We start from the raw sequence: 24,401 nt of genomic DNA, 5'->3' as shown, positions 1-24,401 counted from the left end.
TGCTGACGTCCATGACTGTAGACCCATTTTTGAACAGGTTCAAGCCTTCGGTCGGGTCCGCTCCCGGCCGTACGTCAGGACCGGAGCGCCGCCCACCCCAGCAGCAGCGCCGCCGTCTCCTCGGGCCGCTCCAGCGAGGGCAGATGACCCGCCCAGGACAGCTCCACGTGCTCGGCACCCGGGACCAGGGACGGCAGTTCGGCGGGGAAGTCGCGGAAGTCGGGGATGTCGTGGGCGCCGCCCACGGCGAGGACGGGTGCCGTGATGCCGGCGAGATCGACGGGCGGCTCGGGGAGTTCGAGTTTCCCGTCGGCGTTCAGCCCGGCCCGGAGGATGGCGAGCTGCATGTCCCGCACCAGGGCGTGCGCCGCCCCGTCGGCGTCCGGGCCGAGCCACTGGCGGGCGTTCAGCTCGGCCGCGCCCTCCGGGTCGCCGGCCTCCAACAGGGCCGCCTCGGCGGCGTTGAAGGCCGTCAGGGCCGCTCCCCGCCGGTGCGCCGGCCGGGCCGGACAGAGCAGGGCCAGGGCGCGGACCCGCTCGGGCGCGTGCGCGGCGAGCCGCAGGGCGACCCGGCCGCCGTACGAGGAGCCGACGAAGGCGGCCCGCCGGATGCCGAGCGCGTCCAACAGGGCGAGCACGTCGCCGTCGTCGCTGTACGGGGCCGTGGCGGCGGGGGACTCGCCACAGGTGCGGAAGTCGGGCCGGACCACCCGGAACCCGGCCTCGACCAGGGGGGCCCACTGCCCGTCCCACATGCGTCGGTCACAGACGGAGGAGTGCAACAACACCAAGGCCGGCCCGTCGTGGGGGCCGGCCACATCATGCGCGAGGATCATGCCCCGATCCTCGCGCCCCCGCCCGCCGCGCCACCACCGGATATCGGGCGCCGGGCGAGCGGTCGTCCCGGGGCGCGGGGCCCCGGGCGTCGCGTCACATGCTGAGCGAGCGCGCGTAGTTGAGCTGGCCCATGACCCACTGGAAGGTGTACGCGTCCGTCGCCGGGATCATCGTGGAGTGGTGGCGGCCGCCGCTGGTGACGGTGACCTGCACGTAGCCCGTGGTCACCTTCTCCTTCATCAGCAGGAACAACAGGCCGACGAGGCAGAACAGCGCGAAGCAGATCGCCAGCACGATCGCGTGCGTCGGGATCTTCTCCTCGGTGCGGGACATGTCCATGGCGTTCCACACCGCGCCCCTGAGCGGCATCGTGCCCGCCGGGGTGATGATCTGGTCGCCCGAGACGGTGATGTCGCCGAGGGACAGGGTCCCCCCGCCGGCGCCGTAACCGGGGGCGCCCATCGGTATCCCGCCCCCGACGGTGGGCTGGTACGCCGAGTAGGGCTGCGGGTAGCCGTAACCGGGGTTCCCGGGGCCCCACCTGTAGTCGTCCTGCGGGCCCTCGGCGCCCGGGTCGCCGGAGTACGGGTTCGGCTGCTGCTCGCTCATGCGCACGATCCTTCCACAGCCGGCCGGCGGCCCGCGCCCCCCTGTCCGCGAAACGGTGCCCGAACGCCGCGGGCCCGCACCCCCGGAGAGGGGGTACGGGCCCGCGGCGGCAGGGCGTCGGATCAGAAGCGGCGCGTGATCAGGGCACGCTTGACTTCCTGGATCGCCTTCGTGACCTCGATGCCACGGGGGCACGCGTCCGTGCAGTTGAACGTCGTGCGGCAACGCCACACGCCGTCCTTGTCGTTCAGGATCTCCAGCCGCTGCTCACCGGCCTCGTCGCGCGAGTCGAAGATGAAGCGGTGCGCGTTGACGATCGCCGCCGGGCCGAAGTACTGGCCGTCGTTCCAGAACACCGGGCACGAGGACGTGCACGCGGCGCACAGGATGCACTTGGTGGTGTCGTCGAAACGCTCGCGGTCCTCCGCGGACTGCAGGCGCTCGCGCGTCGGCTCGTTGCCCTTGGTGACCAGGAACGGCATGACGTCCCGGTACGCCTGGAAGAAGGGCTCCATGTCGACGATGAGGTCCTTCATCACCGTGAGGCCCTTGATGGCCTCGACCGTGATGGGCTTCTCCGGGTTGATGTCCTTGATCAGCGTCTTGCAGGCGAGCCTGTTCTTGCCGTTGATCCGCATCGCGTCGGAGCCGCAGATGCCGTGCGCGCACGAGCGACGGAAGGTCAGCGTGCCGTCGAGGTCCCACTTGATCTTGTGGAGACCGTCGAGCACGCGCTCCTTCGGGTCGATCTCGATCTGGAAGTCCTGCCACTGCGACTCGTCCGAGATCTCGGGGTTGAAGCGGCGGATCCGGAAGGTGACCGTGATGAACGGCGAGGCGGCGGCCGCCGCCTCCATCTCGTCCGTCTTGGACAGGGTGGGGGTGGCCATCAGTACTTACGCTCCATCGGCTGGTAGCGGGTGACGACGACGGGCTTGTAGTCGAGACGGACCGAGTCCGTGCCGTTGTCGTCGACCTCGCGGTACGCCATGGTGTGGCGCATGAAGTTGACGTCGTCGCGGTTCGGGTAGTCCTCGCGGTAGTGACCGCCGCGGGACTCCTTGCGCGCGAGCGCGGACACGGCCATGACCTCGGCCAGGTCGAGCAGGTTGCCCAGCTCGATGGCCTCCAGCAGGTCCGTGTTGAAGCGCTTGCCCTTGTCCTGCACGGACACGTTCTTGTAGCGCTCGCGCAGCTCGGCGATCTTGTCGACCGCGGTCTTGATGGTCTGCTCCGTGCGGAACACCATCACGCAGGCGTCCATCGTCTCCTGGAGCTCCAGACGCAGGTCGGCGACCCGCTCGTGGCCCGTGGAGTTGCGCAGGTGCTCGACCAGCTCGACGACCTGCTGCGCCGGGTTCTCCGGCAGCTCGACGTAGTCGTGCGCGTGGGCGTACGCGGCCGCCGCGATGCCCGAGCGCTTGCCGAAGACGTTGATGTCCAGCAGCGAGTTGGTGCCGAGGCGGTTCGCGCCGTGCACGGAGACACAGGCGACCTCGCCGGCCGCGTACAGGCCCGGCACGACGGTGGTGTTGTCGGCCAGCACCTCACCCTCGACGTTGGTCGGGATGCCGCCCATGGCGTAGTGCGCGGTGGGCTGGATCGGGATCGGGTCCGTGTACGGCTCGATGCCCAGGTAGGTGCGCGCGAACTCCGTGATGTCCGGGAGCTTCGCGTCGAGCTGCTCCGGCGGGAGGTGCGTGAGGTCCAGGTACACGTGGTCCCCGGCGGGACCGCAGCCGCGGCCCTCGCGGATCTCCGTGTAGATGGAGCGCGAGACGACGTCACGGGACGCGAGGTCCTTCATGACCGGCGCGTACTTCTCCATGAAGCGCTCGCCGTCCTTGTTGCGGAGGATGCCGCCCTCACCGCGGGCGCCCTCCGTCAGCAGGATGCCCATGCGCCAGATGCCCGTCGGGTGGAACTGGAAGAACTCCATGTCCTCCAGCGGAAGGCCGCGGCGGTAGCAGGCCGCCTGGCCGTCACCCGTGAGGGTGTGCGCGTTGGAGGTCACCTTGAAGAACTTGCCGGTGCCGCCGGAGGCGTAGATGACGGACTTCGCCTGGAACACGTGGATCTCGCCGGTGGCGAGCTCGTACGCGACCACGCCGGCCGACTTCTTGACGCCGTCCTCCTCGACCAGGAGCTGGTCCAGGACGTAGAACTCGTTGAAGAACTCCACGCCCTCCTTGACGCAGTTCTGGTAGAGCGTCTGGAGGATCATGTGGCCCGTGCGGTCCGCGGCGTAGCAGGACCGGCGGACCGGCGCCTCGCCGTGGTTGCGGGAGTGCCCGCCGAAGCGGCGCTGGTCGATGGTGCCGTCCGGGGTGCGGTTGAACGGCAGGCCCATCTTCTCCAGGTCGAGGACCGCGTCGATGGCCTCCTTCGCCAGGATCTCGGCGGCGTCCTGGTCGACCAGGTAGTCACCGCCCTTGACCGTGTCGAAGGTGTGCCACTCCCAGTTGTCGTCCTCCACGTTGGCCAGCGCGGCGGCCATGCCGCCCTGCGCGGCGCCCGTGTGGGAGCGGGTGGGGTAGAGCTTCGTCAGCACCGCGGTGCGGCTGCGCTTCGTCGACTCGATGGCGGCGCGCATGCCCGCGCCGCCCGCTCCGACGATGACGGTGTCGTACTTGTGGATCTTCATTGGTTTCGCCTCAGCCCCGTTGCCTAGCGGATGTTCGGGTCGAAGGTGAAGATCACCAGCGTGCCCAGAAGGATGGTGAACACCGTGGCGGTGTAGAGCAGGCCCTTCAGCCACAGCCGCGTGTTGGCGCGCTCCGCGTAGTCGTTGATGACCGTGCGCAGGCCGTTGGAGCCGTGCAGCATGGCCAGCCACAGCATCAGCAGGTCCCAGACCTGCCAGAACGGGGACGCCCAGCGGCCCGCCACGAAGGCGAAACCGATCTTGGAGACGCCGCCGTCCAGCACCAGCTGGATGAGCAGGTGGCCGATGACGAGCACGACCAGGACGATGCCCGAGAGGCGCATGAAGAGCCACGCGACCATCTCGAAGTTGCCGCGGGTCGAGCGCGGCGTCTTGCCGGTGCGCTTGCGCGGGGCCTCGATGTACGGCGCCGGGTTCTCGACGTCGTAGAGGGACACGCCCTCCACGTCACCGATGACCTTGGGCGAAGAAGTGTCAGAAGACATGCGCGTCACTTCCCGAACAGTTCGGCTGCGGCGTGACCCAGGACGGGGTACAGGGCCCCGACCATCAGGACGACCCAGATGCCCACGACGGACCAGAGCATCTGCTTCTGGTAGCGCGGGCCCTTGGCCCAGAAGTCCACGGCGATCACGCGGAGACCGTTGAGCGCGTGGAACAGGATTGCGGCCACGAGGCCGTACTCCAGCAGCGCGACGATCGGAGTCTTGTAGGTAGCCACGACATCGTCGTACGCCTCGGGGGAGACGCGGACGAGAGCGGTGTCGAGGACGTGTACGAACAGGAAGAAGAAGATGAGGACGCCGGTGACTCGATGAGCCACCCAGGACCACATTCCTTCCCGGCCGCGGTACAACGTTCCAGCCGGCACGGAAAACCCTCCGGAAGCGGGGCGGGGGCCAGCCGGCTTCTTTGTCGGTCGGGCCCGGCCGGGTACGGTCCTCCGGCCCCGGACATCGTAGCGACGCTTTGTCGGTTCCCTTGCGCCGGGTCCATCGGTGTGATCAAACAGGCACGGACGGACTATCCCACAGGGGCGAATAGCCCGAAATCGGCCGCAGACAGCCCATCGGTCGAGGTCAGTCGGTCCAACAGGGCGGGCAGTCGGTCCAACAGACCGGCGAGTCGGGCCCGGGAGAGCCGACGAAGCTCGTCGGCGGAGATCGAGCGTTCCTCGTCCACCTCGTGAGCCATCCTCCGGCGGATCGCCGCCAACAGCTGGTCCGCCTGCTCCTCCGGGGGGTGCCCGTCCAGGCAGATCACGAAGGCGTGCCCGAAGGTTCGTTCGTACTCCGCCCGGGCCGCGTCGAGGGCGAGCCGGGCGGCGTAGGAGGCCCCGTGGCCGAGTTCCGCCGAGGCCTCGCCGGCCAGGGCCTCCGTCAGGTCGGCCTGGGAGAGGTCGTACGAGGCCTCGTCGGCCGCGGCCAACAGCGACGCGATGTCCGGATACGGTCGGTGCGCGGTCATCCGGTGCGCCCAGCGCCGGCTTCCGCAGCAGAACGACAGCGCCGCGTGCGCCGCTTCGGGCGAGAGGGCGTTGAACCGCGTCAGCCCGGATCCGTGGGAAGGGTCGGAGCCGCCACGAACCTGTGCCGGAAGGTGGCTGGACAGCGGGGGGCTCCTCGGGGCGTGGCGTGGGTGTGTCGCCACGCTAGCGAGGCAAGGCAGGGTGTGTCGTACCCATTCGGGGATTTCACCCGTAAGTGAGCCGAAAGGATGACGTCCGGCGTGTATGACCAGCCCGAAGAGGGGAAGGCGACCGAGGCCGCCACCCCCCACAGGAGAGGCCCCGGTCGCCGTCCGACACGGACTCGTGCGACAAGCCCGTATCCCTGTCAGCGCCCCGGATGCGTTTTGTGTCACACCCCGCTCCGCACAGGGTTGGTTGCCGGCTGTACAACTCGTGGACGAGAGGTACTTGAAAGCCGTAACGTGCGGATTTGCGCCACACGTACAGGACAGTGAACGGGTTGGGGACTTTGCTGGGGGACGACGCGGAGCTGACCGCCGCGGTGCTCGCGGCACAGGACGGCGACGAGAACGCGTTCCGTGCTGTGTACCGCGCCGCGCACCCACGCCTGCTCGGATACGTACGCACGCTCGTCGGCGACGGCGACGCGGAAGACGTCACCTCCGAGGCCTGGCTGCAGATCGCCCGCGACCTCGACTCCTTCACCGGCGACGCCGACCGCTTCCGCGGCTGGGCCGCCCGCATCGCCCGCAACCGGGCCCTCGACCACATCCGCATGCGCGGACGGCGGCCCGCCATCGGGGGCGACGAGAGCGAACTGACCGGACGCGCCGCGGACTGCGACACGGCGGGCGCCGCCATGGAGTCGCTCTCCACCGGCCTCACCATGGCGCTCATAGCCCAGCTCCCGCAGGACCAGGCCGAGGCCGTCGTCCTGCGGGTGGTCGTGGGCCTGGACGCCAAGAGCGCCGCCGAGACCCTCGGCAAGCGCCCGGGCGCGGTGCGCACCGCCGCGCACCGGGGCCTGAAGAAGCTCGCCGAACTGCTGGGCGCCGAGGCCGGCGTCGATCCCGGCGCCCTCGTGCTGTCCGATCCGGAAGCGGGCACCGGCCTGCGGGTCGGTCATAATGCCGAGGGCCAGGCCAGGGGCGGTGGGGGCGTACGAGATCTCGACGCCGTACCGGCGCAGCGCGGCCGCGGCGGGGGCCTCGTAGAACAAACCGGTGTGACGCATTCACGTTGGCGGACGCAGAAGGACATGTGATGGCCGACGAGCGCGACAGGTGGCTGGACAGAGCCGCGGCGGACCGACTGCTGCGCGGAGAACCACCGCTGGGCCCCGAGGCCGACCCGCGCGACCGGGCCGCCGCGGCCCGACTGCGCACGGCGCTCGACGCGCTGACCCCACCGCTCGCCCCCGGGCTGGAGCTGCCCGGCGAGGCCGCGGCCCTGGCCGCGTTCCGCGCGGCCCACGGCGTCGCCCGGCCCGGGACGAGCCCGACGGCCCGCGCCGACGCCGATCCGACCGGCGCACGCGACGTCCTGGTGGACCTGGTCCCCGCACCGCCCGTACGCATCCGCGTGCCCGCGCCGCGGCGACGCGGCGCGCCCGTGCGGCTGGGGTTGGCGGCCGCCCTGGCCAGCGTCGCCGTCGGCGGGCTGGCGGCCACCGTGGGCACCGGGCTGCTGGACCGGCCCTCGCACGAGGCGGCGGGCCCGTTGCCGAGCGTCTCGGTCGGCGCGGACTCGGACCCCACGGCGTCCGGCGACCTCGTGGGCCCGACGCACACCGCCCCGCAACCGCGTCCCACCACCCCGATGCGGGACGGCGGCGGGGCCGGCACCGGCGCCCCCGGCGTCTCGGCGACCCCGGACGGCGGGTCACGCATGACCCCCGAGACCGTGGGGGGACCGACCGCGGGCCCCATCGCCACGAGCTCCGGCCCCGTCGGCACGGACGACACTGCGGACGAGCGGCCCGATGAGAAGGGCTTCGGCACCTCCACTCCCGCCGGCGGCGGCAAGGACCGCGAGCGCGAGGGCAGGGTGCGGGCGGCCAGGGACCTGTGCGAGGAGTACCGCATGGGGCACATCGTCGGCGAACGGCGCGACCACCTGATCCGTCTCGCCAAGAACCGGGCCAACATCGCGCGCTTCTGCGAGGCCCTCCTGGACGGCCCCGACGGCACCAAGAGCGGTCCCGGAAGCAACGACGGGGCCACCGTTCCGCAGTCGCCCACCCTGGACCCGGGCGGCGCGCTCGGCTTCCGCACGAAGAGCTGAACCACCGCTGTAACACTTTTCGAATCGCCGGCGCAGTACATATCGAGCCGACTGGTCATCGGCCGCGCATGAGCCGGGGTTCCCCCCGTACCTCTGGGCTCTGCGCAACCGGCGCGGGCGGGGCACGTTCCCCCGGCCCTGCCCGCGCCCTTTACTTCAAGACCCCGCCGCGCTCGCGGATCACCAGTAGACGACGACCTTGTCGCCCACCTTCACCTGGTCGAACAGCGCCGCCAGCTTCCCCTTGTCGCGGACGTTCACGCAGCCGTGCGAGGCGCCGGAGTACCCGCGGGCCGCGAAGTCCGACGAGTAGTGCACCGCCTGGCCCTGACTGAAGAACATCGAGTACGGCATCGGCGTGTGGTAGATCGTCGACGTCCAGTCCTTGGCCTTCCACTCGACCTTGAACTCGCCCTCGCGGGTCGGGGTGTTCTCCGACCCGAAGCGCACGTCGAACGACGAGACGATCTTGCCGTCGATCATCCAGGCGAGGGTCCGGCTCTCCTTGCTGATGCACATCACCCGGCCCTGCATGCACCGCGGGTCCGGCGTGTCGACCTCGATGGTGGTCGGCGGACGCAGCTCCGCGGCGGTCGGCTTGCGGCTGGCCCGCTGGACGCTCTTCCAGGTCGCGTCGTCCACCGAACCGGTCGCCGGCAGGCCGTGGCCCGACTGGAAGGTCTTCACCGCGGCGGTCGTCTTCGAACCGTAGAAGCCGGTGGGCGCCACCGACATCAGCTTGAGCTGCTTGAGTCGTGCCTGGAGTTCGCGGATCTGCTCGCTCTCGTCCCCGTTGGCCATGATCGGCCGGACGGCGGGCGACTGCGAGGCGGAGGCCGAGGGGGAAGCCGACGCCGAGGACGAGGGCGACGCCGACGGCGAGGGGCTGCCGGGCTTGTCGTCCGAGCCGGAGGACGAGGCGGAAGGGGACGGCGCCGCCGTGGACGCCGACGGAGCCGAGGAGGCGGAACCCGGGGATTCCGACTTCTGCGGTCCACAGGCGGTCGCGGCGAGCGCGACGGCGGTGGCCAACCCGAGCGTGCGGATCAAGACTCTCTGACGTGGCATTGCGGTCCCCCGATTTCAGCGTTGTGTAACTAGGTGATGCCTCACGGCCATGGAGAGTTGCGGGCGCCCGCGGGATGTTGCGGCATTGTGACCAGCGGCCATCGCGGCGCCGGCGCCCCGGGCATCGGCTGGGGGAGGTTGTATCAGTCCGGGGCCGGTCGCTTCCACGAAGGACCGCGTCGCGTGGCGCGTACCGACCCCGCCGGATGTCGACATCGACGGCGATCCGCGCCCCGGCCGCCCGAGCCGTCCCGCCGCGGCTCGCGGGCTCCCCGGGGGAGGGAACACGTGATCGAGGGGCGGGCTCCGAGGGGCGCCGTCCGGAACGCCGTTCCCAGGGAGTACACGGCGCCCGTGGCGTGCGGGACGGGCGGCGGCGAAATGACTGTCGGACGTTCGGACCGGCGTGGGACACTCGCGGAATGCTGGGTGTCACCGATCTGCCGACGTATCTCGCGGGCCTTGTCCTGATCGTCCTCCTCCCCGGACCGAACTCGCTGTACGTGCTGTCCGTCGCGGCGCGCAAGGGGGTGCGGGAGGGGTACAAGGCCGCCTCCGGCGTGTTCACCGGGGACACCGTCCTGATGGTCCTCACCGCCGCCGGCGCGGGCGCGCTCCTCCAGGCCAGCCCGGTGGTGTTCACGGTGGTGAAACTGCTCGGGGCCGGCTACCTGGCGTGGCTCGCCGTGGGCATGATGCGGGCCGCGTGGGGGATGTGGCGCGACCGTGCGCAGCGGCAGGAGGAGGCGCTGGCCGAACCCGCCGCGGCGGACGAGCGGCCCTACCGGCGGGCGCTGGTGGTCAGCCTGTTCAACCCCAAGGCCATCCTGTTCCTGCTGTCGTTCTTCGTGCAGTTCGTGGACCCGGGGTACGCCTACCCCGCCCTGTCCTTCCTGCTCCTCGGCACGCTGTCGCAGCTCGCCAGCTTCCTGTACCTGTCCACCCTGATCTTCACCGGCACCCGACTGTCGGCGGCCTTCCGCCGCCGCAAGCGGCTCTCCGCGGGCGCGACCTCCGCCGCGGGCGTCCTCTTCCTCGGCTTCGCCGCCAAACTCGCCACGGGCTGAGCGACCGCGGCGCGGAGCCGGATCGGTTGACGCGCCGGGCGTCAGCGCAGCCGGCGCAGCACCGGGAACCGGCGCAGCAGCCGACGGCCCGCCCGGCGCACGAGCGGGTTGCGCGGAAGGAACGACAGCCGCGCCGGAACCCCGCCCGGCAACGCCAGCGCCGTCAGCCGACGGCGCCTGAAGTACCGCGCGGTGTCCGCCGTCGGGTGCGCGGCCAGGTAGCGCTCCGCGTCCGCCCGCCGCTCCGCCAGCACGCGCGGCTGCATCGCGAAGCCCACCGCCGCCACCAGGGCGGGCAGGTCGTCGACCCGGGGCGGCGTGTCCGCCGCCGCGAGGTCCGGCAGCAGCGCGTCCACCAGGACCAACGGGATCCGGTTGCTGTTCTCGTACGGGGTCAACCGCTCCAGCATGGCTGCCGTCCCGGTCCGGGCGACCGGAATCCCGTACAGCGTCGACGCCGTCAACAGGCCCGTCGAGAAGCAGCCCACCACCAGCGCCGGCCGCAGCCGCTCGTACAGGGTCTCCGCCAACACCGGCTCCGTGATCACCGTCAGCCGCGCCCCCAACCGCCGCGCCTCCTCCTCGGCCCGCCGCGAGTACGCCGCCGGCGCGCTCGGGTGCGGCTTGAAGACCAGCTCCCGATGGCCCCGGGCGTACGCGCCCCGCACCATCTCCACGTGCAGGTCCTCCTCCTCCGCCGCGGACATCAGCTCCAACGCCGCGAGGTACTGGCCCAACAGGACCGCCGGGGACCCGCCCACGTCCGCCGGCGGCTCCCCGTACGAGGTCAGCTCCGCCAGCACCTTCAGGAAGTCCGCCGCGGGCACCGACTCCGCCGGCACGCCGAACTCCGTCAGCAGCAACGGCTCCAGCCCCGGAACCAGGTCCAGGTGCAGGACCCGCCGCACCCGCATCCCGATCCGCGGGTCGAGCCGGACGCGGGTCGGGCCGTAACTCATCAGCCCGTCGGCGTACACGTCGACGGCCGCGCCCGGGAACACCTGGCACAGGCCCTGCGCCGGCGGCACCTGGAGGGACTCCACGACCAGTTCGACCCGGTCCTCCCCGAGCCCCCACGAGGCCCTCAACTGCCGCTCCCACAACGGAACGTCCTCGGCGCGCGGGGTCCAGGTGCCCGGGTGCTGCGGTGCGATGAAGGCGTTCCAGTCGCGCACCTCGTCGAAGCGTCGGCGCAGTGCGTCGAACCCCGGCATCGCGGTGAGCCCGGGGGTGACCTCGGGGGTGACGGAGTGGTTGCTCGTCAGCAGGATCCGCCGGCCGGCGGGCGGGAAGACACCCGCGTCGACGCCGGCCGCGAGCGTCGCCGCACCGTACGGGGTGGAGGCGAGGAAGATCTGGGTGACGTTCACGCGGCGGCTCCCGCCGGGCCGCGGCGGCGCAGCCGGCGCAGCAGCGTGGAGCGCTCGGTGTCCATCGAGTCCAGGGCCTGCTCCAACACCGCGCGGGGCATCCGCGCGAGGGCTGCCGCGCTCACCGCGCGGAGTTTTCTGGCCACGGCCGGTTCGAACCTTTCGATGGATCCGATGTGGTGCGCGATGATGGCGCAATATGTGCGAACGGCTTTCGGGAGCAGCAGATCGGATTCCCGGTCGGCTGCCGCCTCCGAAAGAACTTGATCAAATGCGCGAATGAAATCGAGTTGACGCTCGTCGCCGATCTGGGTCAGCGAGGTGGAAATGCCCCGCCGGTAGAAAACCCCCGGCAATCCGACCGGCGCGAAGGACCTCGCCTCCCGGTGCAGCCGCCAGATCCACGGCCGGTCCTCCGCCGTCCGCAACCCGTCCGTGAAGTGCAGCAGACCCCGGTCCAACAGCCGCCGGTGGTACATCCCCGCCCAGGCGAACGGATAGTCCACCGCCGTGGCCCGCCCGGCCGGCAGGATCCCGGAACGCGGATCGGCCACGACCCCCTCGGGCCCGTACGGGACGCGCTGCACACTGCGCGCCCGCCCCGTGACCTGGACATGGTCCGTACGGACGAAATCGCAGTTCAGGGCCTCGATGGCGGCCACCGTGCGGGCCAGGTGGCCGGGCGCCAGCCAATCGTCCCCGTCGAGGAAGGCGAGGTACTCGCCGCGCGCCGCGTCCAACCCGGTGTTGCGGGCGGTGGCCAGGCCGCCGTTCTCGTCCCGTCCGAGGAACACCGCGCCGGGCAACTCGGCGGCGGCCCGCTCCAACAGTTCGGGCGTCCCGTCCGTCGACCGGTCGTCGACCAGCAGGAACTCGAAGTCCTCCCGAGCATTGAGGGCGAGGCTTTTCAGGGCATCCGGGGCGTATGTCTGCACGTTGAAGAACGGCACGACGACAGAGAGCTTGACCACCAGCGAGACATTAGGGCGCCGTCCGTCATTCACCGTGACCCGGGCGCGTATTCCGTGTGAACGACGCGGGGCGGGCGCGTTAACCCGTCCGCTTTCGCGTTTCGTCGACGGGTTGTTAACCAGCTGTTGTGCGCTCGTTGGGCCGATCACCGGAAATGCGGAATAACTTCGGCCGGGTGCCAGCCAGTAGCAGTCGTGGCGATCGACGCATCGCCGTACTCGCAGATTCCGACACGCGGTGGAAATGGGGTGCCCTCACCGCGCGCCGCCTCGCACCCGACCACCTCCCCACCGGATACCTGTTGCGCGGCCGGGCCACCCCCACCGCGCGCCAACTCGGCGAGGTGGGCGTGGAGACGGGCGCGGGAACGGACGCCGGGCCGACCGAGGTGACCTGCGCCGAGTTCCTCGCGGAGATCGCCCCCGGACGCGACCGCCACGACGTGGTCGTCCTCGCCCTCGTCGGCGGCGCCGTCCAGGCCGTCCTGCACGGAGCCCGCGCCCTGTGGCCCGACCCGGCCGCACGCCCCGTGTTCGTCACCGGCTACGTCGGAGTCGTCTACGAGAAGCTCGCCGACGGTCTGCTGCTGCGGCACGGCGCCGACCTCGTCCTCGCCAACTCCCGTCACGACGCGGGCCGTTTCCGTGCTGTGTACGAGGGCGTGGGCGCCGATCCGGACGCCGTCACCGAGACCGCGCTGCCCTTCCTGGGAGGCGCCCCCCACGTGCCCGACGCGGGCCGCGCCCGGACGGTCGTCTTCGCCGTCCAACCCTCCGTGCCGGAGAGCCGCGCGGACCGCGCGTACCTCCTCGCACGGGCCGCCGGACACGCCCGGCGCCACCCCGACCGGCAGGTGTCGGTCAAACTCCGCAGCCGGCCCGGGGAGCACACCACGCACCTGGAGGAGCACCCCTACCAGCGGCTCGCCGACCGCCTGCCGGGCGGCCTGCCCGCCAACTGCCGCCTGGTGTACGGAAACATGGGCGAGGTACTGGACGACGCCGACCTGCTGGTCACGGTGTCCTCCACCGCGGCCCTGGAATCCCTGCACCGGGGCATCCCGACCGCCGTCCTGACCGACCTCGGCATCCGCGAGGCGCTCGGCAACCACCACTTCCTCGGCTCCGGCTGCCTGGCCTCCTGGGACCAACTGGACGAGGGGCTGCTGCCGAGGGCGAACCCGGCCTGGCTGGCCGACCAGGGCGTCGCCCCGATCGCCGGCCCGGGCGCCCCCGCACGGGACGCCTCCACGGCCGCGCCCGGAGCCGCCGACCCGTTCCGCGCCGCCCGCGCACGACTCGCCGACCTCCTGGGACGGGACCGACTCCCGCCCGTCGCCCCGTACTACACCCCGGTCACCGCCCCCGGATACCTCCCCGGCATCCTCGCCCGCCACCACCTCGCCCCCGACGGGACCCCGCTGCCCGGCGCCGTCCGACGGGACGCGGGGCTGTCCCCGGCCCGCCGCTGGCTTCGCGGGCACCTGCGCGAGGCCGCGCGGGGCGCCTACCGGCACGGCGTACAACGGGTGGCCCCCGTGATCCGACGCCTGGGGGAGCTGTGAGCACCCGCCGGGCGCCCCGGCCCCACGCCGCAGCCCCCGGGTCCCGGGTGCTCGCGGTGATCCCCGCCCGCGGCGGCTCCAAGGGCGTCCCCGGCAAGAACCTCGCCCAGGTCGGCGGGACCCCCCTCGTGGCGCGGGCCGTACGCGCCTGCCTGGCCGCGCCGACCGTCACCGACGTGCTCGTCTCCACCGACTCCGAGGCCATCGCACGGGCGGCCCGGTCCGCCGGGGCCCACGCCGTGCGCCGCCCCGCCGCGCTCTCCGGGGACACCGCGAGCAGCGAGGCCGCCCTGTTGCACGCGCTGGACTCGTTCGAGGAACTCCACTCCGTCACCGTCGACGTGGTCCTCCTGGTCCAGTGCACGAGCCCCTTCCTCACCCCCTCCGACGTCGAGTCCGTGGCCGCCGCCGTCGCCTCGGGCGCCGCCGACTCCGCCCTGACCGTGGCCCCCTTCCACGGCTTCCTCTGGCGGGCCGACGCCGACGGCACCGGCCTCGGGGTCAACCACGAGACGACCCACCGGCCCCGCCGCCAAGACCGCCCCCAGGACCTCCTGGAGACCGGCGCCGCCTACGCGATGGCCGCCGCCGGGTTCCGTGCCGCCCGGCACCGCTTCTTCGGCCGCACCCTGCCCGTCGCCACCGACCCGGCGCGGGTGCTGGAGATCGACGACCCGCACGACCTGGCCCGGGCCCGTCTCGTCGCCCCGCTGTTCGAACCCGGACCCGATGCCCGCCCCGGACCCGAACCCCACCCCGAACCACAGCCCCTCGTACGCCCCGACCCGAACCCCGTACCCGCACGCACCGTTCGAAGGACGTCACCTGACATGAGCGCCACCGCCAACTCCCGCCTCCGCAGCTTCGGTTCGCGCACCGCCGGTCCCGGTCACCCCGTCTACGTCGTCGGCGAGATCGGCATCAACCACAACGGCGACCTCGGCAACGCCTTCGCGCTCATCGACGCCGCCGCCGAAGCCGGCTGCGACGCCGTCAAGTTCCAGAAGCGCACCCCGGAGATCTGCACCCCGCGCGACCAGTGGGACATCGAACGCGACACCCCCTGGGGGCGGATGACCTACATCGACTACCGCCACCGCGTCGAGTTCGACGAGGCCGACTACCTGGCCATAGACGAGCACTGCGCCCAGCGAGGCATCGACTGGTTCGCCTCCCCGTGGGACACCGAGGCCGTCGCCTTCCTGGAGAAGTTCGACGTCCCCGCCCACAAGGTGGCCTCCGCCTCCCTCACCGACGACGAACTGCTGCGCGCGCTGCGCGCCACCGGACGCACCGTCGTCCTGTCCACCGGCATGTCCACCCCCAAGCAGATCCGGCACGCCGTCGAGGTGCTCGGCAGCGACAACATCCTTCTCTGCCACGCCACTTCGACCTACCCGGCCAAGGCCGAGGAGCTCAACCTGAAGGTGATCAACACCCTTCGGGAGGAGTACCCCAACGTGCCCATCGGCTACTCCGGCCACGAGACCGGCCTCCAGACCACCCTGGCCGCCGTCGCCCTCGGCGCCACCTTCGTCGAGCGCCACATCACCCTCGACCGGGCGATGTGGGGCTCCGACCAGGCCGCCTCCGTCGAGCCGGGCGGCCTGACCCGCCTGGTCCGCGACATCCGCACCATCGAGACCGCCCTCGGCGACGGCGTCAAGCGCGTCTACGAGTCCGAGCTGGCCCCCATGAAGAAGCTCCGCCGCTTCCAGGGCGACCTCACGGCGGTCTGACCGCTCCGCTCCGCCCCCCGGCGCGGCCCGCGGTCCCGGCGCGCGCGGTACCCCCGCACCTGACGAGGAGAACGTGGTGATCCCTTCCGCATCCACCCTGGCCTTCGTGGAGAGCCCGGTCCAGCTGCTGAACGTGCTGGAGTGGGCCCACGCGCGACGCGGCGACGACGGAACCGCCCGCGCCGACGACGGAACCGCCCGCGCGGCCGCCGGCCGGCTGCTGGACGGCGTCCCGAGCCAGCCGGGGCGATACGCCGCCCGGGGGACCGCCGGGGACCGGGCCGCCGGCGGCGCCGGCGGGTCGCGCACCCTGCCCGGCTCCGGTGCGTCGGGCCCGCAGGCGCCGACGATCGTGGTCCTCCCGCCCACCGATCCGATGTCCCGGGGGCAGCTCCGCCGGGTCGCCGGGCTCGCCCGCGACGAGGGGTACACCGTCCACTGGCAGGAGGCGCGCGGGGGAGCCGGCGCCCCGTTCAAGGCGCTGGCCGCACTCGCCGCCGATGTCCGCAGGGCCGAGCGGATCGTGGTCGGCGACCCCTTCTCCCGCTTCGTCCAGCTCCTGCTGGCCCCGGCGCGGGCCGCCGAACTGGTGGTCGTCGACGACGGCACCGCCACCATGGAGTTCGTCGCGCAGCTCGGGCGCGGGGAGCGGCTGCGCCGCTGGCACCGCACGGGGTCCGGCGCCGGGGCCCGGGTGCGCGAGCTGGCGTACGCCCCGGTGTCGGGGACCGCGCGTCGCAGGCTGACCCCGGGCGGCGACCGTCGCCGGGTGGAGGTGTTCACCTCGATGCCGGTCACCCCGCTGCCCGGGATGGAGGTACGGCTCAACGACTTCGCCTGGACCCGGGCCCGTTTCGGCCCGCCCCGCCTGACCCGGGGAACGGACCTGGTCGGCACCTCGCTCGTGGAGACGGGCGTGGTGGATCCGGCCCGCTACCGGGCCGCGGTCCTGGCCCTGACCAGGGAACACGGCGCGACCCGCTACTTCGCGCACCGCCGCGAGTCCCCGGAGAAGCTGCGCGAGCTGAGCGAGGCGACCGGGCTGGAGATCGTGCGCCCGGACCTGCCGCTGGAGCTGATCGCCCGGCGGGGGCCGGTGGGCCGCACCATCGTCAGCTTTCCGTCCACGGTCGTCCACACGCTGCCGTACGCCCTGATCGGCACCGGCGTCACCGTGGCCGTGTGCGGGGTCGATCCCGACTGGCTCACCGCCGGCGCCTCGCCGCGGGCCCGCGGCTTCCTCGCCGGGGTCACCGACACCGCCCGTGATGTGCGCAGACTCCCCGCTCAGACCGCTCCGGCGGCCGGATGAGCGCGCGAGTTTACCCGCGCATGCATACGGTCATGCGTCCAGAGGTCGGGTTTCTTTCCCCTAACGGCATGAACTTTTTGTGATCTCCAGCCAGTTGACCCGTCGGTGGGCCTACCCTTAAACGGGTGAACCAGTTGATGTCCCGCGAGTCCCAGACCGCCCTGCCCGGCAAGCCCGACCGGCCCGAGCTGCCCGGCAAGCTTCCGGACCACCTGCGTGCCGAACTGATCGCCTTCCGCCGGGACTTGCACATGCATCCCGAGTTGGGACACCAGGAGGTCCGCACCACGGCGGCGATCAAGACCCGGCTGGAACAGGCCGGCCTGCGACCACGGGTGCTGAAGTCCGGCACCGGCCTCATCTGTGACGTGGGGACGTGGGACGGCGGCCGGCCGATGCTGGCCCTGCGCGCGGACATCGACGCCCTGCCCATCCCGGACGCCAAGGTGCACGTCGAGTACCGGTCCACCATCCCGGACCGCGCGCACGCCTGCGGACACGACGTCCACACCTCGGTCGTGCTCGGCGCCGGCCTGGTGCTCGCCGAACTCGACCGGCAGGGCCTGCTCCCGAACCCCGTGCGCCTGCTCTTCCAGCCCGCCGAGGAGGTCCTGCCCGGCGGGGCCAGCGACGCCATCGAATCCGGGGTGCTCGACGGCGTCGGCAAGATCATCGCGGTGCACTGCGACCCCCGGGTGGACTCGGGGCGGATCGGATTGCGGGCCGGTCCGATCACCTCGGCCTGTGACCGCCTGGAGGTCACCCTGGCCGGCCCCGGCGGGCACACCGCCCGCCCGCACCTGACCACCGACCTGGTGACGGCCGCCGCGCGGGTCGCGGTGGACGTCCCGGCCGTGCTGGCCCGCCGGATGGACGCCCGTTCGGGCATGTCGGTCACCTGGGGCCGGATCGAGTCCGGGCACGCCTGCAACGTCATCCCGATGCACGCGGAACTGTCCGGGACGGTTCGCTGCCTGGACATCAACGCCTGGCACGAGGCCCCCGACCAGATCCACGCCGCCATCGACGAGATCGCGACCCTGCACGGGGCCAAGTCGGAGATCACCTACGTCCGGGGCGTCCCGCCGGTGGTCAACGACCCGGTGGTCACCGAACTGCTCCGCGAGTCCATGGCGGCCCGGCTCGGCGCGGAGTCGATCGAGGACACCGAGCAGAGCCTGGGCGGGGAGGACTTCTCCTGGTACCTGGAGCACGTCCCCGGCGCCATGGCCCGCCTGGGCGTCCGCAAGCCCGGGGACACGACCAAGAAGGACCTGCACCGGGGCGACTTCGACGTCGACGAGTCCGCGATCGGCGTCGGCGTGGAGTTCTTCACCGCCGCGGCCCTGCTCGACGGGCGGGGCGAGGCCCGATTCGACGCCCACCGGGGGCGATCGGCCGGATAACACCGCCCGCTCGACGCCGACCTCACGGCAGGGGTCGCGGTCAAGCCCGCGGTCAAGCCCGCGCAAAGTCCCTACCTCATCCGGTGGTCGGTCGGTATACGTGTCCAGCCCTTGGTACGCAAGGGCTGGACACAAGAGGAGTCACCGATCGGTCACTGTCCGGTTCGCGACGATCCGATAACGACTCATGAACGGGCCTTTAACTGACATCTACGCGCGTTACGATCGCCGCGAAACCAGCGCCGGTCGTGGCGCTTCGGTCAGGTTTTGAAGGAGCCTCCCCTTGCGCCGGATCACCAGGATCGCCACCGTGGGCCTCGCGTCCGCCGCGCTGGCCCTCTCGGCCACCGCCTGTGGCGGTAAGAAGTCGTCTGACAGCCCCTCGTCCTCCTCCTCGGAGACGAAGGCCGCCGCCGGCGCCGCCATCGCGTACGACATCGGTGGCCGCGGCGACCAGTCGTTCAACGACGCCGCCTTCGCGGGTCTCGAGAAGGCCAAGTCGGAGCTGAAGATCACCACCGCCGAGGCGGAGCCCACGGACGGCGAGGGCGAGGCCGACAAGGTCCAGCGCCTCACCGAGCTGGCCCGCAAGGGCAACAACCCGGTCATCGGCGTCGGTTTCGCCTATGCCCCGGCCATCAAGAAGGTCGCGCCGAAGTTCCCGAACACCACGTTCGGCATCATCGACGACACCTCGGTGACCGGCAAGAACATCGCCAACCTGGTCTTCAACGAGGAGCAGGGCTCCTACCTGGCCGGCGTCGCCGCCGCCAAGGTCTCGAAGACCGGCACGGTCGGTTTCATCGGCGGTGTCGAGGTTCCGCTGATCAAGAAGTTCGAGGCGGGCTTCACCCAGGGCGTCAAGGACACCAACCCGAACGCCAAGGTGCTGTCGGCCTACCTGACGCAGCCCCCGGACTTCGGTGGCTTCTCCAAGCCCGACCTGGGCAAGGCCGCGGCCAACGGCCAGATCGACGCGGGCGGCGCCGACGTGGTCTACGCCGCCGCCGGTCTCGCGGGCTCCGGTGCCATCGAGGCCGCCTCGGCCAAGGGCAAGTGGGCCATCGGCGTCGACTCCGACCAGTACAACCAGGCCGGTCTGTCGAAGTACAAGGACCGCATCCTGACCTCGGTCACCAAGGACGTCTCCGACTCGGTCTACAACCTGATCAAGTCGGTCAAGGACGGCAAGCCGGAGAACGGCGAGATCCGTTACGGCCTGGACAAGGACGGCGTCGGCCTGGCCGACTCCAACCCCGAGTACAAGAAGATGGCTGAAGTCATCGCCGCGGTGGAGAAGGCCAAGGCCGACATCATCGCCAAGAAGATCACCGTCAAGACCGCCCCGTAAGGGCCGTCCGACATGCGGTAATGGTCTCCGGGGTCCGGGAAGCGGTCTCTATCGCTCCCGGGCCCCGAGCCGTGTTCGGTGTTCCTTGTGGTCAGTTGGCCGCAAGTTTTCACTTTCGACAGTGCTACGCGCGTAGAGGCATCGTGGACGCGATACCTTCTCTCCCCGCCCTGTCCTCCTGCCTCCAGCTCCTTCCGCGCCAAGGAGAGTGCGTCATCAACGCGTCCAGCCCCCCTCTCGCCGTAGAACTGCACGGCATCACCAAGCGTTTCCCCGGCGTCGTCGCCAACAAGGACATCGCGATCACCGTCCGCAAGGGCACGGTCCACGCCCTCGTCGGTGAGAACGGCGCCGGCAAGTCGACCCTGATGAAGATCCTCTACGGCATGCAGAAGCCGGACGAGGGCACCATCGCCATCGACGGGGAGCAGGTCACCTTCTCCAGCCCCGGCGACGCCATCGCCCGCGGCATCGGCATGGTGCACCAGCACTTCATGCTGGCCGACAACCTCACCGTCCTGGAGAACGTGGTTCTCGGCGGCGAGAAGCTCTACGGCATCGGCGCCAAGGCCCGCAAGAAGATCAAGGAGATCTCGGACGCGTACGGCCTCGGCGTGCGCCCCGACGCCCTGGTCGAGGACCTCGGAGTCGCCGACCGCCAGCGCGTGGAGATCCTCAAGGTCCTCTACCGCGGCGCGAAGATCCTCATCCTCGACGAGCCGACCGCCGTGCTCGTGCCGCAGGAGGTGGACGCGCTCTTCGACAACCTGCGCGAGCTCAAGGCCGAAGGCCTGACCGTCATCTTCATCTCGCACAAGCTGGGCGAGGTCCTGAAGGTCGCGGACGACATCACCGTCATCCGTCGCGGCACCACGGTCGGCACCGCCGACCCGCGCAACACCACCACCAAGCAGCTCGCCGAGCTGATGGTCGGCTCCGAACTCCCTTCCCCGGAGACCCGCGAGTCGACCGTGACGGACGTCCCGATGCTGAAGGTGGCGGGTCTGACCGTCGCCGAGGGTGGTCTTCCCCCCGTCAACACCGAGGACACCGCGCGCACGCCGGGCCTGCCCGACGCCTTCGTCCACGAGCCGGCCGGCGTCGGCCGCCTGCTCCTGGACGACATCGCCTTCACGATCCACAAGGGCGAGGTCCTCGGCATCGCGGGCGTCGAGGGCAACGGCCAGACCGAGTTGATCGAAGCCCTGATGGGCATGACCACCCCGGACGCCGGCGTCATCACCCTCGACGGCACCGAGATCACCAAGGCGTCGGTCCGCAAGCGCCGCGAGGGCGGCATCGGGTACATCCCCGAGGACCGCCACCGGCACGGCCTGCTGCTGGAATCCCCGCTGTGGGAGAACCGCATCCTGGGTCACGTCACCGAGTCGCCGAACTCCAAGCGCGGCATCCTCGACCCGAAGGCCGCCCGCAAGGACACCGAGCGGATCGTGCGCGAGTACGACGTCCGCACGCCCGGCATCGAGGTGACCGCGGCCTCGCTCTCCGGCGGCAACCAGCAGAAGCTGATCGTCGGCCGCGAGATGAGCCACAACCCGAAGTTCCTCATCGCCGCCCACCCCACCCGTGGTGTGGACGTCGGCGCGCAGGCGCAGATCTGGGACGCCATCCGCGAGGCCCGCCGCGAGGGACTGGCCGTACTCCTGATCTCCGCGGACCTGGACGAGCTGATCGGCCTGTCCGACACCCTGCGCGTGATCTACCGCGGCCGCCTGGTCGCGGACGCGGACCCCGCGACCGTCACCCCCGAGGAACTCGGCACCGCCATGACGGGCGCCGCCTCCGGGCACCTGGAAGCCACCGACAACCACTCCGCCGGTACCGACGCTGGTGCCGATGCCCCGGAGGACGAGGCCCGATGAAGAAATTCGACAAGGACCGGCTGCTCCTCGGCTTCGCCGGCCCCGCGCTCGCGCTGGTCAGCGCCTTCCTGCTGACCATGGTCGTGCTGGCCGCGACGGGCGTGGACCCGATCGAGCCCATGCGCCTCATGGTCGAGAACGCCTCCTATGAGGACGTGCAGGTCCTCATCGTGAACCAGGCCGGTACGTACTACCTGGCGGCCCTGGCCGTGGCCATCGGCTTCCGGATGAACCTCTTCAACATCGGCGTCGACGGCCAGTACCGCCTCGCCGCGATGATCTCGGCCGTGGTCGGCACCGCCGTCACCCTGCCGGGTCCGCTGCACATCCTGCTGATCGTGGTCGTCGCCATGCTGACCGGTGCCTTCTGGGCCGGCATCGCGGGTGTCCTGAAGGCCAAGCGCGGGGTCAGCGAGGTCGTCTCCACGATCATGCTGAACGCCATCGCGACCAGCCTGATCGCCTGGCTGATCCTGCCGAAGAACCTCGGCATCCAGCCGGAGGGCTCCAACGACCTGACCACGGGCGACATCGCCGAGTCCGGCTGGTTCCCGGCGCTGTCCATCGGTGACGGCCTGGAGATCTACGGCTTCACCTTCGTGGCCTTCGCCCTCGGCATCGTCTACTGGTTCGTGCTCAACCGCACCCGCTTCGGCTTCGACCTGCGCGCCACCGGCGCCAGCGAGTCCGCCGCCCAGGCGTCCGGTGTGGACGCCAAGAAGATGATCATCACCTCGATGCTGATCTCGGGCGCCGTCGCCGGCCTGTCCGGCATGCCGCAGCTGCTGGGCGAGACCCACACGTACAACCTCTCCTTCCCGGTCGGTGTCGGCTTCACGGGCATCACCATCGCGCTGCTCGGCCGCAACAGCCCGGTCGGCATCCTCCTCGCCGCGTTCCTGATGGCCTTCATCGACAAGGCCTCGGCCTCGCTCGACACGGCCGGGTACGCGAAGGAGATCGGCACGATCATGAAGGGCCTCATCGTGATCGCGGTCGTCGTCTCGTACGAGCTCGTCCGCCGTTACGGCATCCGCCGACAGCAGCAGAAGGTCGGCGAGGAACTGGCCGCGGGCCACGCCATCAAGACCGACAAGGAGGTCGCGGCGTGAGCACCAGCACCGTTTCCGCGACGGCCGCCGCCCCGAAGAAGTCCGGCGGCCGCCAGAAGCTCAGCCTGCCCTGGATCATGCTGATCATCGCGGGTGGCCTCGCGCTGATCTCGCTGGTCCGCGTCATCAGCGGCGCCAACGACCTGACCTCGGTCGGTCAGGTGTCGGGCGCCCTCTCCCTCGCCGTGCCGATCGGCCTCGCCGGTCTCGGCGGCCTGTGGGCCGAGCGCGCGGGCGTCGTCAACATCGGCCTCGAAGGCATGATGATCCTCGGCACCTGGTTCGGTGCCTGGGCCGGTTACCAGTGGGGCCCCTGGACCGGCGTGATGGCCGGCATCATCGGTGGCGCCATCGGCGGCCTGCTGCACGCGATCATCACGATCACCTTCAACGTCAACCACATCGTCTCCGGTGTGGCCGTGAACATCCTCGCCCTGGGCTTCACCCAGTACCTGTCGAACTTCACGTTCGCGGACGCGCCGGGCGGCTCCTCCAAGCAGTCCCCGTCGATCGAACCGATCTACAAGATCACCGTGCCGGGGTTGTCCGACTGGATGTCCGACCTCCAGGCCAAGCACTGGTTCTTCATCTCGGACCTGGCGGGCGTCATCGGCGGTCTGGTCACCGAGCTGTCGCTGCTGACCGTCGTCGCGCTGCTGCTGATCCCGGGCACCTGGTGGGTGCTGTGGCGCACCACCTTCGGCCTGCGGCTGCGGTCCTGCGGCGAGAACCCGGTGGCCGCCGAGTCCCTCGGCGTCAACGTGTACAAGTACAAGTACATCGCCGTGATCGTCTCGGGCGGCCTGGCCGGCCTCGGCGGCGCGTTCCTGTCGATCGTCGCCAGCTCGATCTACCAGGAGGGGCAGACCGGCGGCCGCGGTTACATCGGTCTCGCCGCGATGATCTTCGGTAACTGGATGCCCGGCGGCATGGCGCTCGGCGCGGGCCTGTTCGGCTTCATCGACAGCCTCAAGCTGCGCGGTGGCGCCGAGAACGTCCACGCGCTGCTGCTGCTCGTCGCGATCGTGCTCCTGCTCGCCGCGCTCTGGCAGGGCTACAAGAAGAAGTACGTCCCGGCGGCCGTCTCCGCGGTCTTCGCCGTGCTGATCTTCCTCTGGTACGCCGTGACCGACTCGGTCCCGAGCCAGTTCGTGGACGCCGCCCCGTACGTCACCACCCTGCTGGTGCTCGCGCTCTCCGCGCAGCGCCTGAGGATGCCCAAGGCGGACGGCATGCCGTACCGCAAGGGTCAGGGCAAGTGACGACGGCCGACGCCCCCGACTGGGACGGCCTGCGCAAGGCGGCCCGGGACGCGATGTCCCGGGCGTACGCCCCCTACTCGGGCTTCCCGGTCGGGGTGGCGGCGCTGGTCGACGACGGCCGCACCATCGTCGGCTGCAACGTGGAGAACGCCAGCTACGGCCTCGGCCTGTGCGCCGAGTGCGGGCTGGTGTCCTCCCTCCAGGCCACGGGCGGCGGCCGGCTGACGCACTTCACGTGCGTGGACGGCAAGGGCGACATCCTGGTCCCGTGCGGCCGCTGTCGCCAGCTGCTGTTCGAGTTCGGCGGCCCCGAACTCCAGGTGGAGACGCCGGAGGGCATCCTGCCGCTCTCCGCGATGCTCCCGCAGGCCTTCGGGCCCGACCACCTCAGATAGCCGCATCCCTGTGACGGCCCTTCCGCCCGCGTGCG

23 protein-coding genes and 1 pseudogene are annotated in these 24,401 nt (G+C 71.1%); 14 read left to right on the top strand and 10 right to left on the bottom strand.

The window, feature by feature from the left end; all coding sequences use genetic code 11:
• Positions 1-74: 74 nt before the first annotated feature.
• The 7 genes from OG906_RS14050 to OG906_RS14020 form a co-directional block, all read right to left on the bottom strand.
• A complete protein-coding gene (locus OG906_RS14050) occupies positions 75-836 on the bottom strand; it encodes an alpha/beta fold hydrolase (RefSeq protein WP_329442966.1) in 762 nt (253 codons plus the stop codon).
• Positions 837-930: 94 nt separating this feature from the next.
• A complete protein-coding gene (locus tag OG906_RS14045) occupies positions 931-1,446 on the bottom strand; it encodes a hypothetical protein (protein WP_329442964.1) in 516 nt (171 codons plus the stop codon).
• Positions 1,447-1,568: 122 nt separating this feature from the next.
• On the bottom strand, positions 1,569-2,336 hold the full coding sequence (locus OG906_RS14040; RefSeq protein WP_053682828.1) for a succinate dehydrogenase iron-sulfur subunit: 768 nt from the start codon (positions 2,334-2,336) through the stop codon (positions 1,569-1,571).
• Complete coding sequence (gene sdhA / locus OG906_RS14035) at positions 2,336-4,090, bottom strand: succinate dehydrogenase flavoprotein subunit (protein WP_267796757.1); 1,755 nt, start codon at positions 4,088-4,090, stop codon at positions 2,336-2,338. The genes OG906_RS14040 and sdhA overlap by 1 nt, the downstream gene beginning before the upstream one ends.
• A gap of 23 nt (positions 4,091-4,113) precedes the next feature.
• Entirely contained in the window at positions 4,114-4,596 is a 483-nt protein-coding gene (locus OG906_RS14030; protein ID WP_329442960.1) for a succinate dehydrogenase hydrophobic membrane anchor subunit, read from the bottom strand.
• A 5-nt stretch (positions 4,597-4,601) separates the two neighbouring features.
• On the bottom strand, positions 4,602-4,982 hold the full coding sequence (gene sdhC, locus OG906_RS14025; protein ID WP_267796753.1) for a succinate dehydrogenase, cytochrome b556 subunit: 381 nt from the start codon (positions 4,980-4,982) through the stop codon (positions 4,602-4,604).
• 152 nt (positions 4,983-5,134) lie between these two features.
• Positions 5,135-5,761, bottom strand: a complete 627-nt coding sequence (locus tag OG906_RS14020; RefSeq protein ID WP_385643401.1) for a 2-oxo-4-hydroxy-4-carboxy-5-ureidoimidazoline decarboxylase — start codon at positions 5,759-5,761, stop codon at positions 5,135-5,137.
• A 329-nt stretch (positions 5,762-6,090) separates the two neighbouring features.
• Here OG906_RS14020 and OG906_RS14015 point away from each other — a divergent pair, with 329 nt between their 5' ends.
• Both OG906_RS14015 and OG906_RS14010 read left to right on the top strand, forming a co-directional pair.
• Positions 6,091-6,846, top strand: coding sequence for an RNA polymerase sigma factor (locus OG906_RS14015; RefSeq protein ID WP_329448022.1), 756 nt, complete (start codon positions 6,091-6,093; stop codon positions 6,844-6,846).
• On the top strand, positions 6,846-7,865 hold the full coding sequence (locus OG906_RS14010) for a hypothetical protein (RefSeq protein ID WP_329442958.1): 1,020 nt from the start codon (positions 6,846-6,848) through the stop codon (positions 7,863-7,865). The genes OG906_RS14015 and OG906_RS14010 overlap by 1 nt, the downstream gene beginning before the upstream one ends.
• A gap of 180 nt (positions 7,866-8,045) precedes the next feature.
• Here OG906_RS14010 and OG906_RS14005 read toward each other — a convergent pair whose 3' ends face one another.
• Complete coding sequence (locus OG906_RS14005) at positions 8,046-8,666, bottom strand: L,D-transpeptidase family protein (protein WP_385643396.1); 621 nt, start codon at positions 8,664-8,666, stop codon at positions 8,046-8,048.
• Here OG906_RS14005 and OG906_RS43615 point away from each other — a divergent pair.
• Both OG906_RS43615 and leuE read left to right on the top strand, forming a co-directional pair.
• Positions 8,665-8,925 carry a hypothetical protein gene (locus OG906_RS43615; RefSeq protein WP_443067379.1) on the top strand — a complete coding sequence of 87 codons (261 nt, stop codon included), beginning with the start codon at positions 8,665-8,667 and terminating at the stop codon, positions 8,923-8,925. The two genes, OG906_RS14005 and OG906_RS43615, sit on opposite strands and share 2 nt — an antisense overlap.
• 430 nt (positions 8,926-9,355) lie before the next feature.
• Positions 9,356-10,000 carry a leucine efflux protein LeuE gene (gene leuE / locus OG906_RS14000; protein WP_329442954.1) on the top strand — a complete coding sequence of 215 codons (645 nt, stop codon included), beginning with the start codon at positions 9,356-9,358 and terminating at the stop codon, positions 9,998-10,000.
• Positions 10,001-10,041: 41 nt separating this feature from the next.
• Here leuE and OG906_RS13995 read toward each other — a convergent pair whose 3' ends face one another.
• On the bottom strand, positions 10,042-11,370 hold the full coding sequence (locus OG906_RS13995; RefSeq protein ID WP_329442952.1) for a polysialyltransferase family glycosyltransferase: 1,329 nt from the start codon (positions 11,368-11,370) through the stop codon (positions 10,042-10,044).
• Positions 11,367-12,341 carry a glycosyltransferase family 2 protein gene (locus tag OG906_RS13990; protein ID WP_329442950.1) on the bottom strand — a complete coding sequence of 325 codons (975 nt, stop codon included), beginning with the start codon at positions 12,339-12,341 and terminating at the stop codon, positions 11,367-11,369. Before OG906_RS13990 ends, OG906_RS13995 begins: the two co-directional genes overlap by 4 nt.
• Before the next feature lie 176 nt (positions 12,342-12,517).
• Between OG906_RS13990 and OG906_RS13985 the strand changes: the two genes are divergently transcribed.
• The 10 genes and pseudogenes from OG906_RS13985 (at position 12,518) to OG906_RS13940 (ending at position 24,366) form a co-directional block, all read left to right on the top strand.
• Positions 12,518-13,906 carry a DUF6716 putative glycosyltransferase gene (locus OG906_RS13985; RefSeq protein WP_329442948.1) on the top strand — a complete coding sequence of 463 codons (1,389 nt, stop codon included), beginning with the start codon at positions 12,518-12,520 and terminating at the stop codon, positions 13,904-13,906.
• A pseudogene (locus OG906_RS13980) lies at positions 13,903-14,340 on the top strand (acylneuraminate cytidylyltransferase family protein); the annotation flags it as partial. The gene OG906_RS13985 and the pseudogene OG906_RS13980, both read left to right, overlap by 4 nt.
• Before the next feature lie 396 nt (positions 14,341-14,736).
• Entirely contained in the window at positions 14,737-15,645 is a 909-nt protein-coding gene (locus OG906_RS13975) for an N-acetylneuraminate synthase family protein (protein WP_267796822.1), read from the top strand.
• Between the two features lie 76 nt (positions 15,646-15,721).
• The gene (locus OG906_RS13970; protein WP_329442946.1) at positions 15,722-16,957 is read left to right on the top strand and encodes a hypothetical protein; all 1,236 of its coding nucleotides are present in this window, start codon (positions 15,722-15,724) and stop codon (positions 16,955-16,957) included.
• Between the two features lie 137 nt (positions 16,958-17,094).
• Complete coding sequence (locus OG906_RS13965) at positions 17,095-18,363, top strand: amidohydrolase (RefSeq protein WP_329448021.1); 1,269 nt, start codon at positions 17,095-17,097, stop codon at positions 18,361-18,363.
• Positions 18,364-18,646: 283 nt separating this feature from the next.
• Positions 18,647-19,714 (top strand): BMP family lipoprotein, encoded by a 1,068-nt coding sequence (locus OG906_RS13960; RefSeq protein WP_267796653.1) that lies wholly within the window; start codon positions 18,647-18,649, stop codon positions 19,712-19,714.
• Positions 19,715-19,857: 143 nt separating this feature from the next.
• Positions 19,858-21,597, top strand: coding sequence for an ABC transporter ATP-binding protein (locus OG906_RS13955; RefSeq protein ID WP_384617743.1), 1,740 nt, complete (start codon positions 19,858-19,860; stop codon positions 21,595-21,597).
• The gene (locus tag OG906_RS13950; protein ID WP_267796652.1) at positions 21,594-22,709 is read left to right on the top strand and encodes an ABC transporter permease; all 1,116 of its coding nucleotides are present in this window, start codon (positions 21,594-21,596) and stop codon (positions 22,707-22,709) included. Before OG906_RS13955 ends, OG906_RS13950 begins: the two co-directional genes overlap by 4 nt.
• Positions 22,706-23,971 (top strand): ABC transporter permease, encoded by a 1,266-nt coding sequence (locus OG906_RS13945; RefSeq protein WP_329442942.1) that lies wholly within the window; start codon positions 22,706-22,708, stop codon positions 23,969-23,971. Before OG906_RS13950 ends, OG906_RS13945 begins: the two co-directional genes overlap by 4 nt.
• The gene (locus tag OG906_RS13940; RefSeq protein ID WP_078999525.1) at positions 23,968-24,366 is read left to right on the top strand and encodes a cytidine deaminase; all 399 of its coding nucleotides are present in this window, start codon (positions 23,968-23,970) and stop codon (positions 24,364-24,366) included. The genes OG906_RS13945 and OG906_RS13940 overlap by 4 nt, the downstream gene beginning before the upstream one ends.
• Positions 24,367-24,401: the final 35 nt, after the last annotated feature.

This window comes from Streptomyces sp. NBC_01426 (assembly GCF_036231985.1).
Lineage (GTDB): Bacteria > Actinomycetota > Actinomycetes > Streptomycetales > Streptomycetaceae > Streptomyces.
The sequence above is the reverse complement of the archived record's forward strand: the minus strand, read 5'-3'. Positions and strand labels throughout refer to the sequence as shown.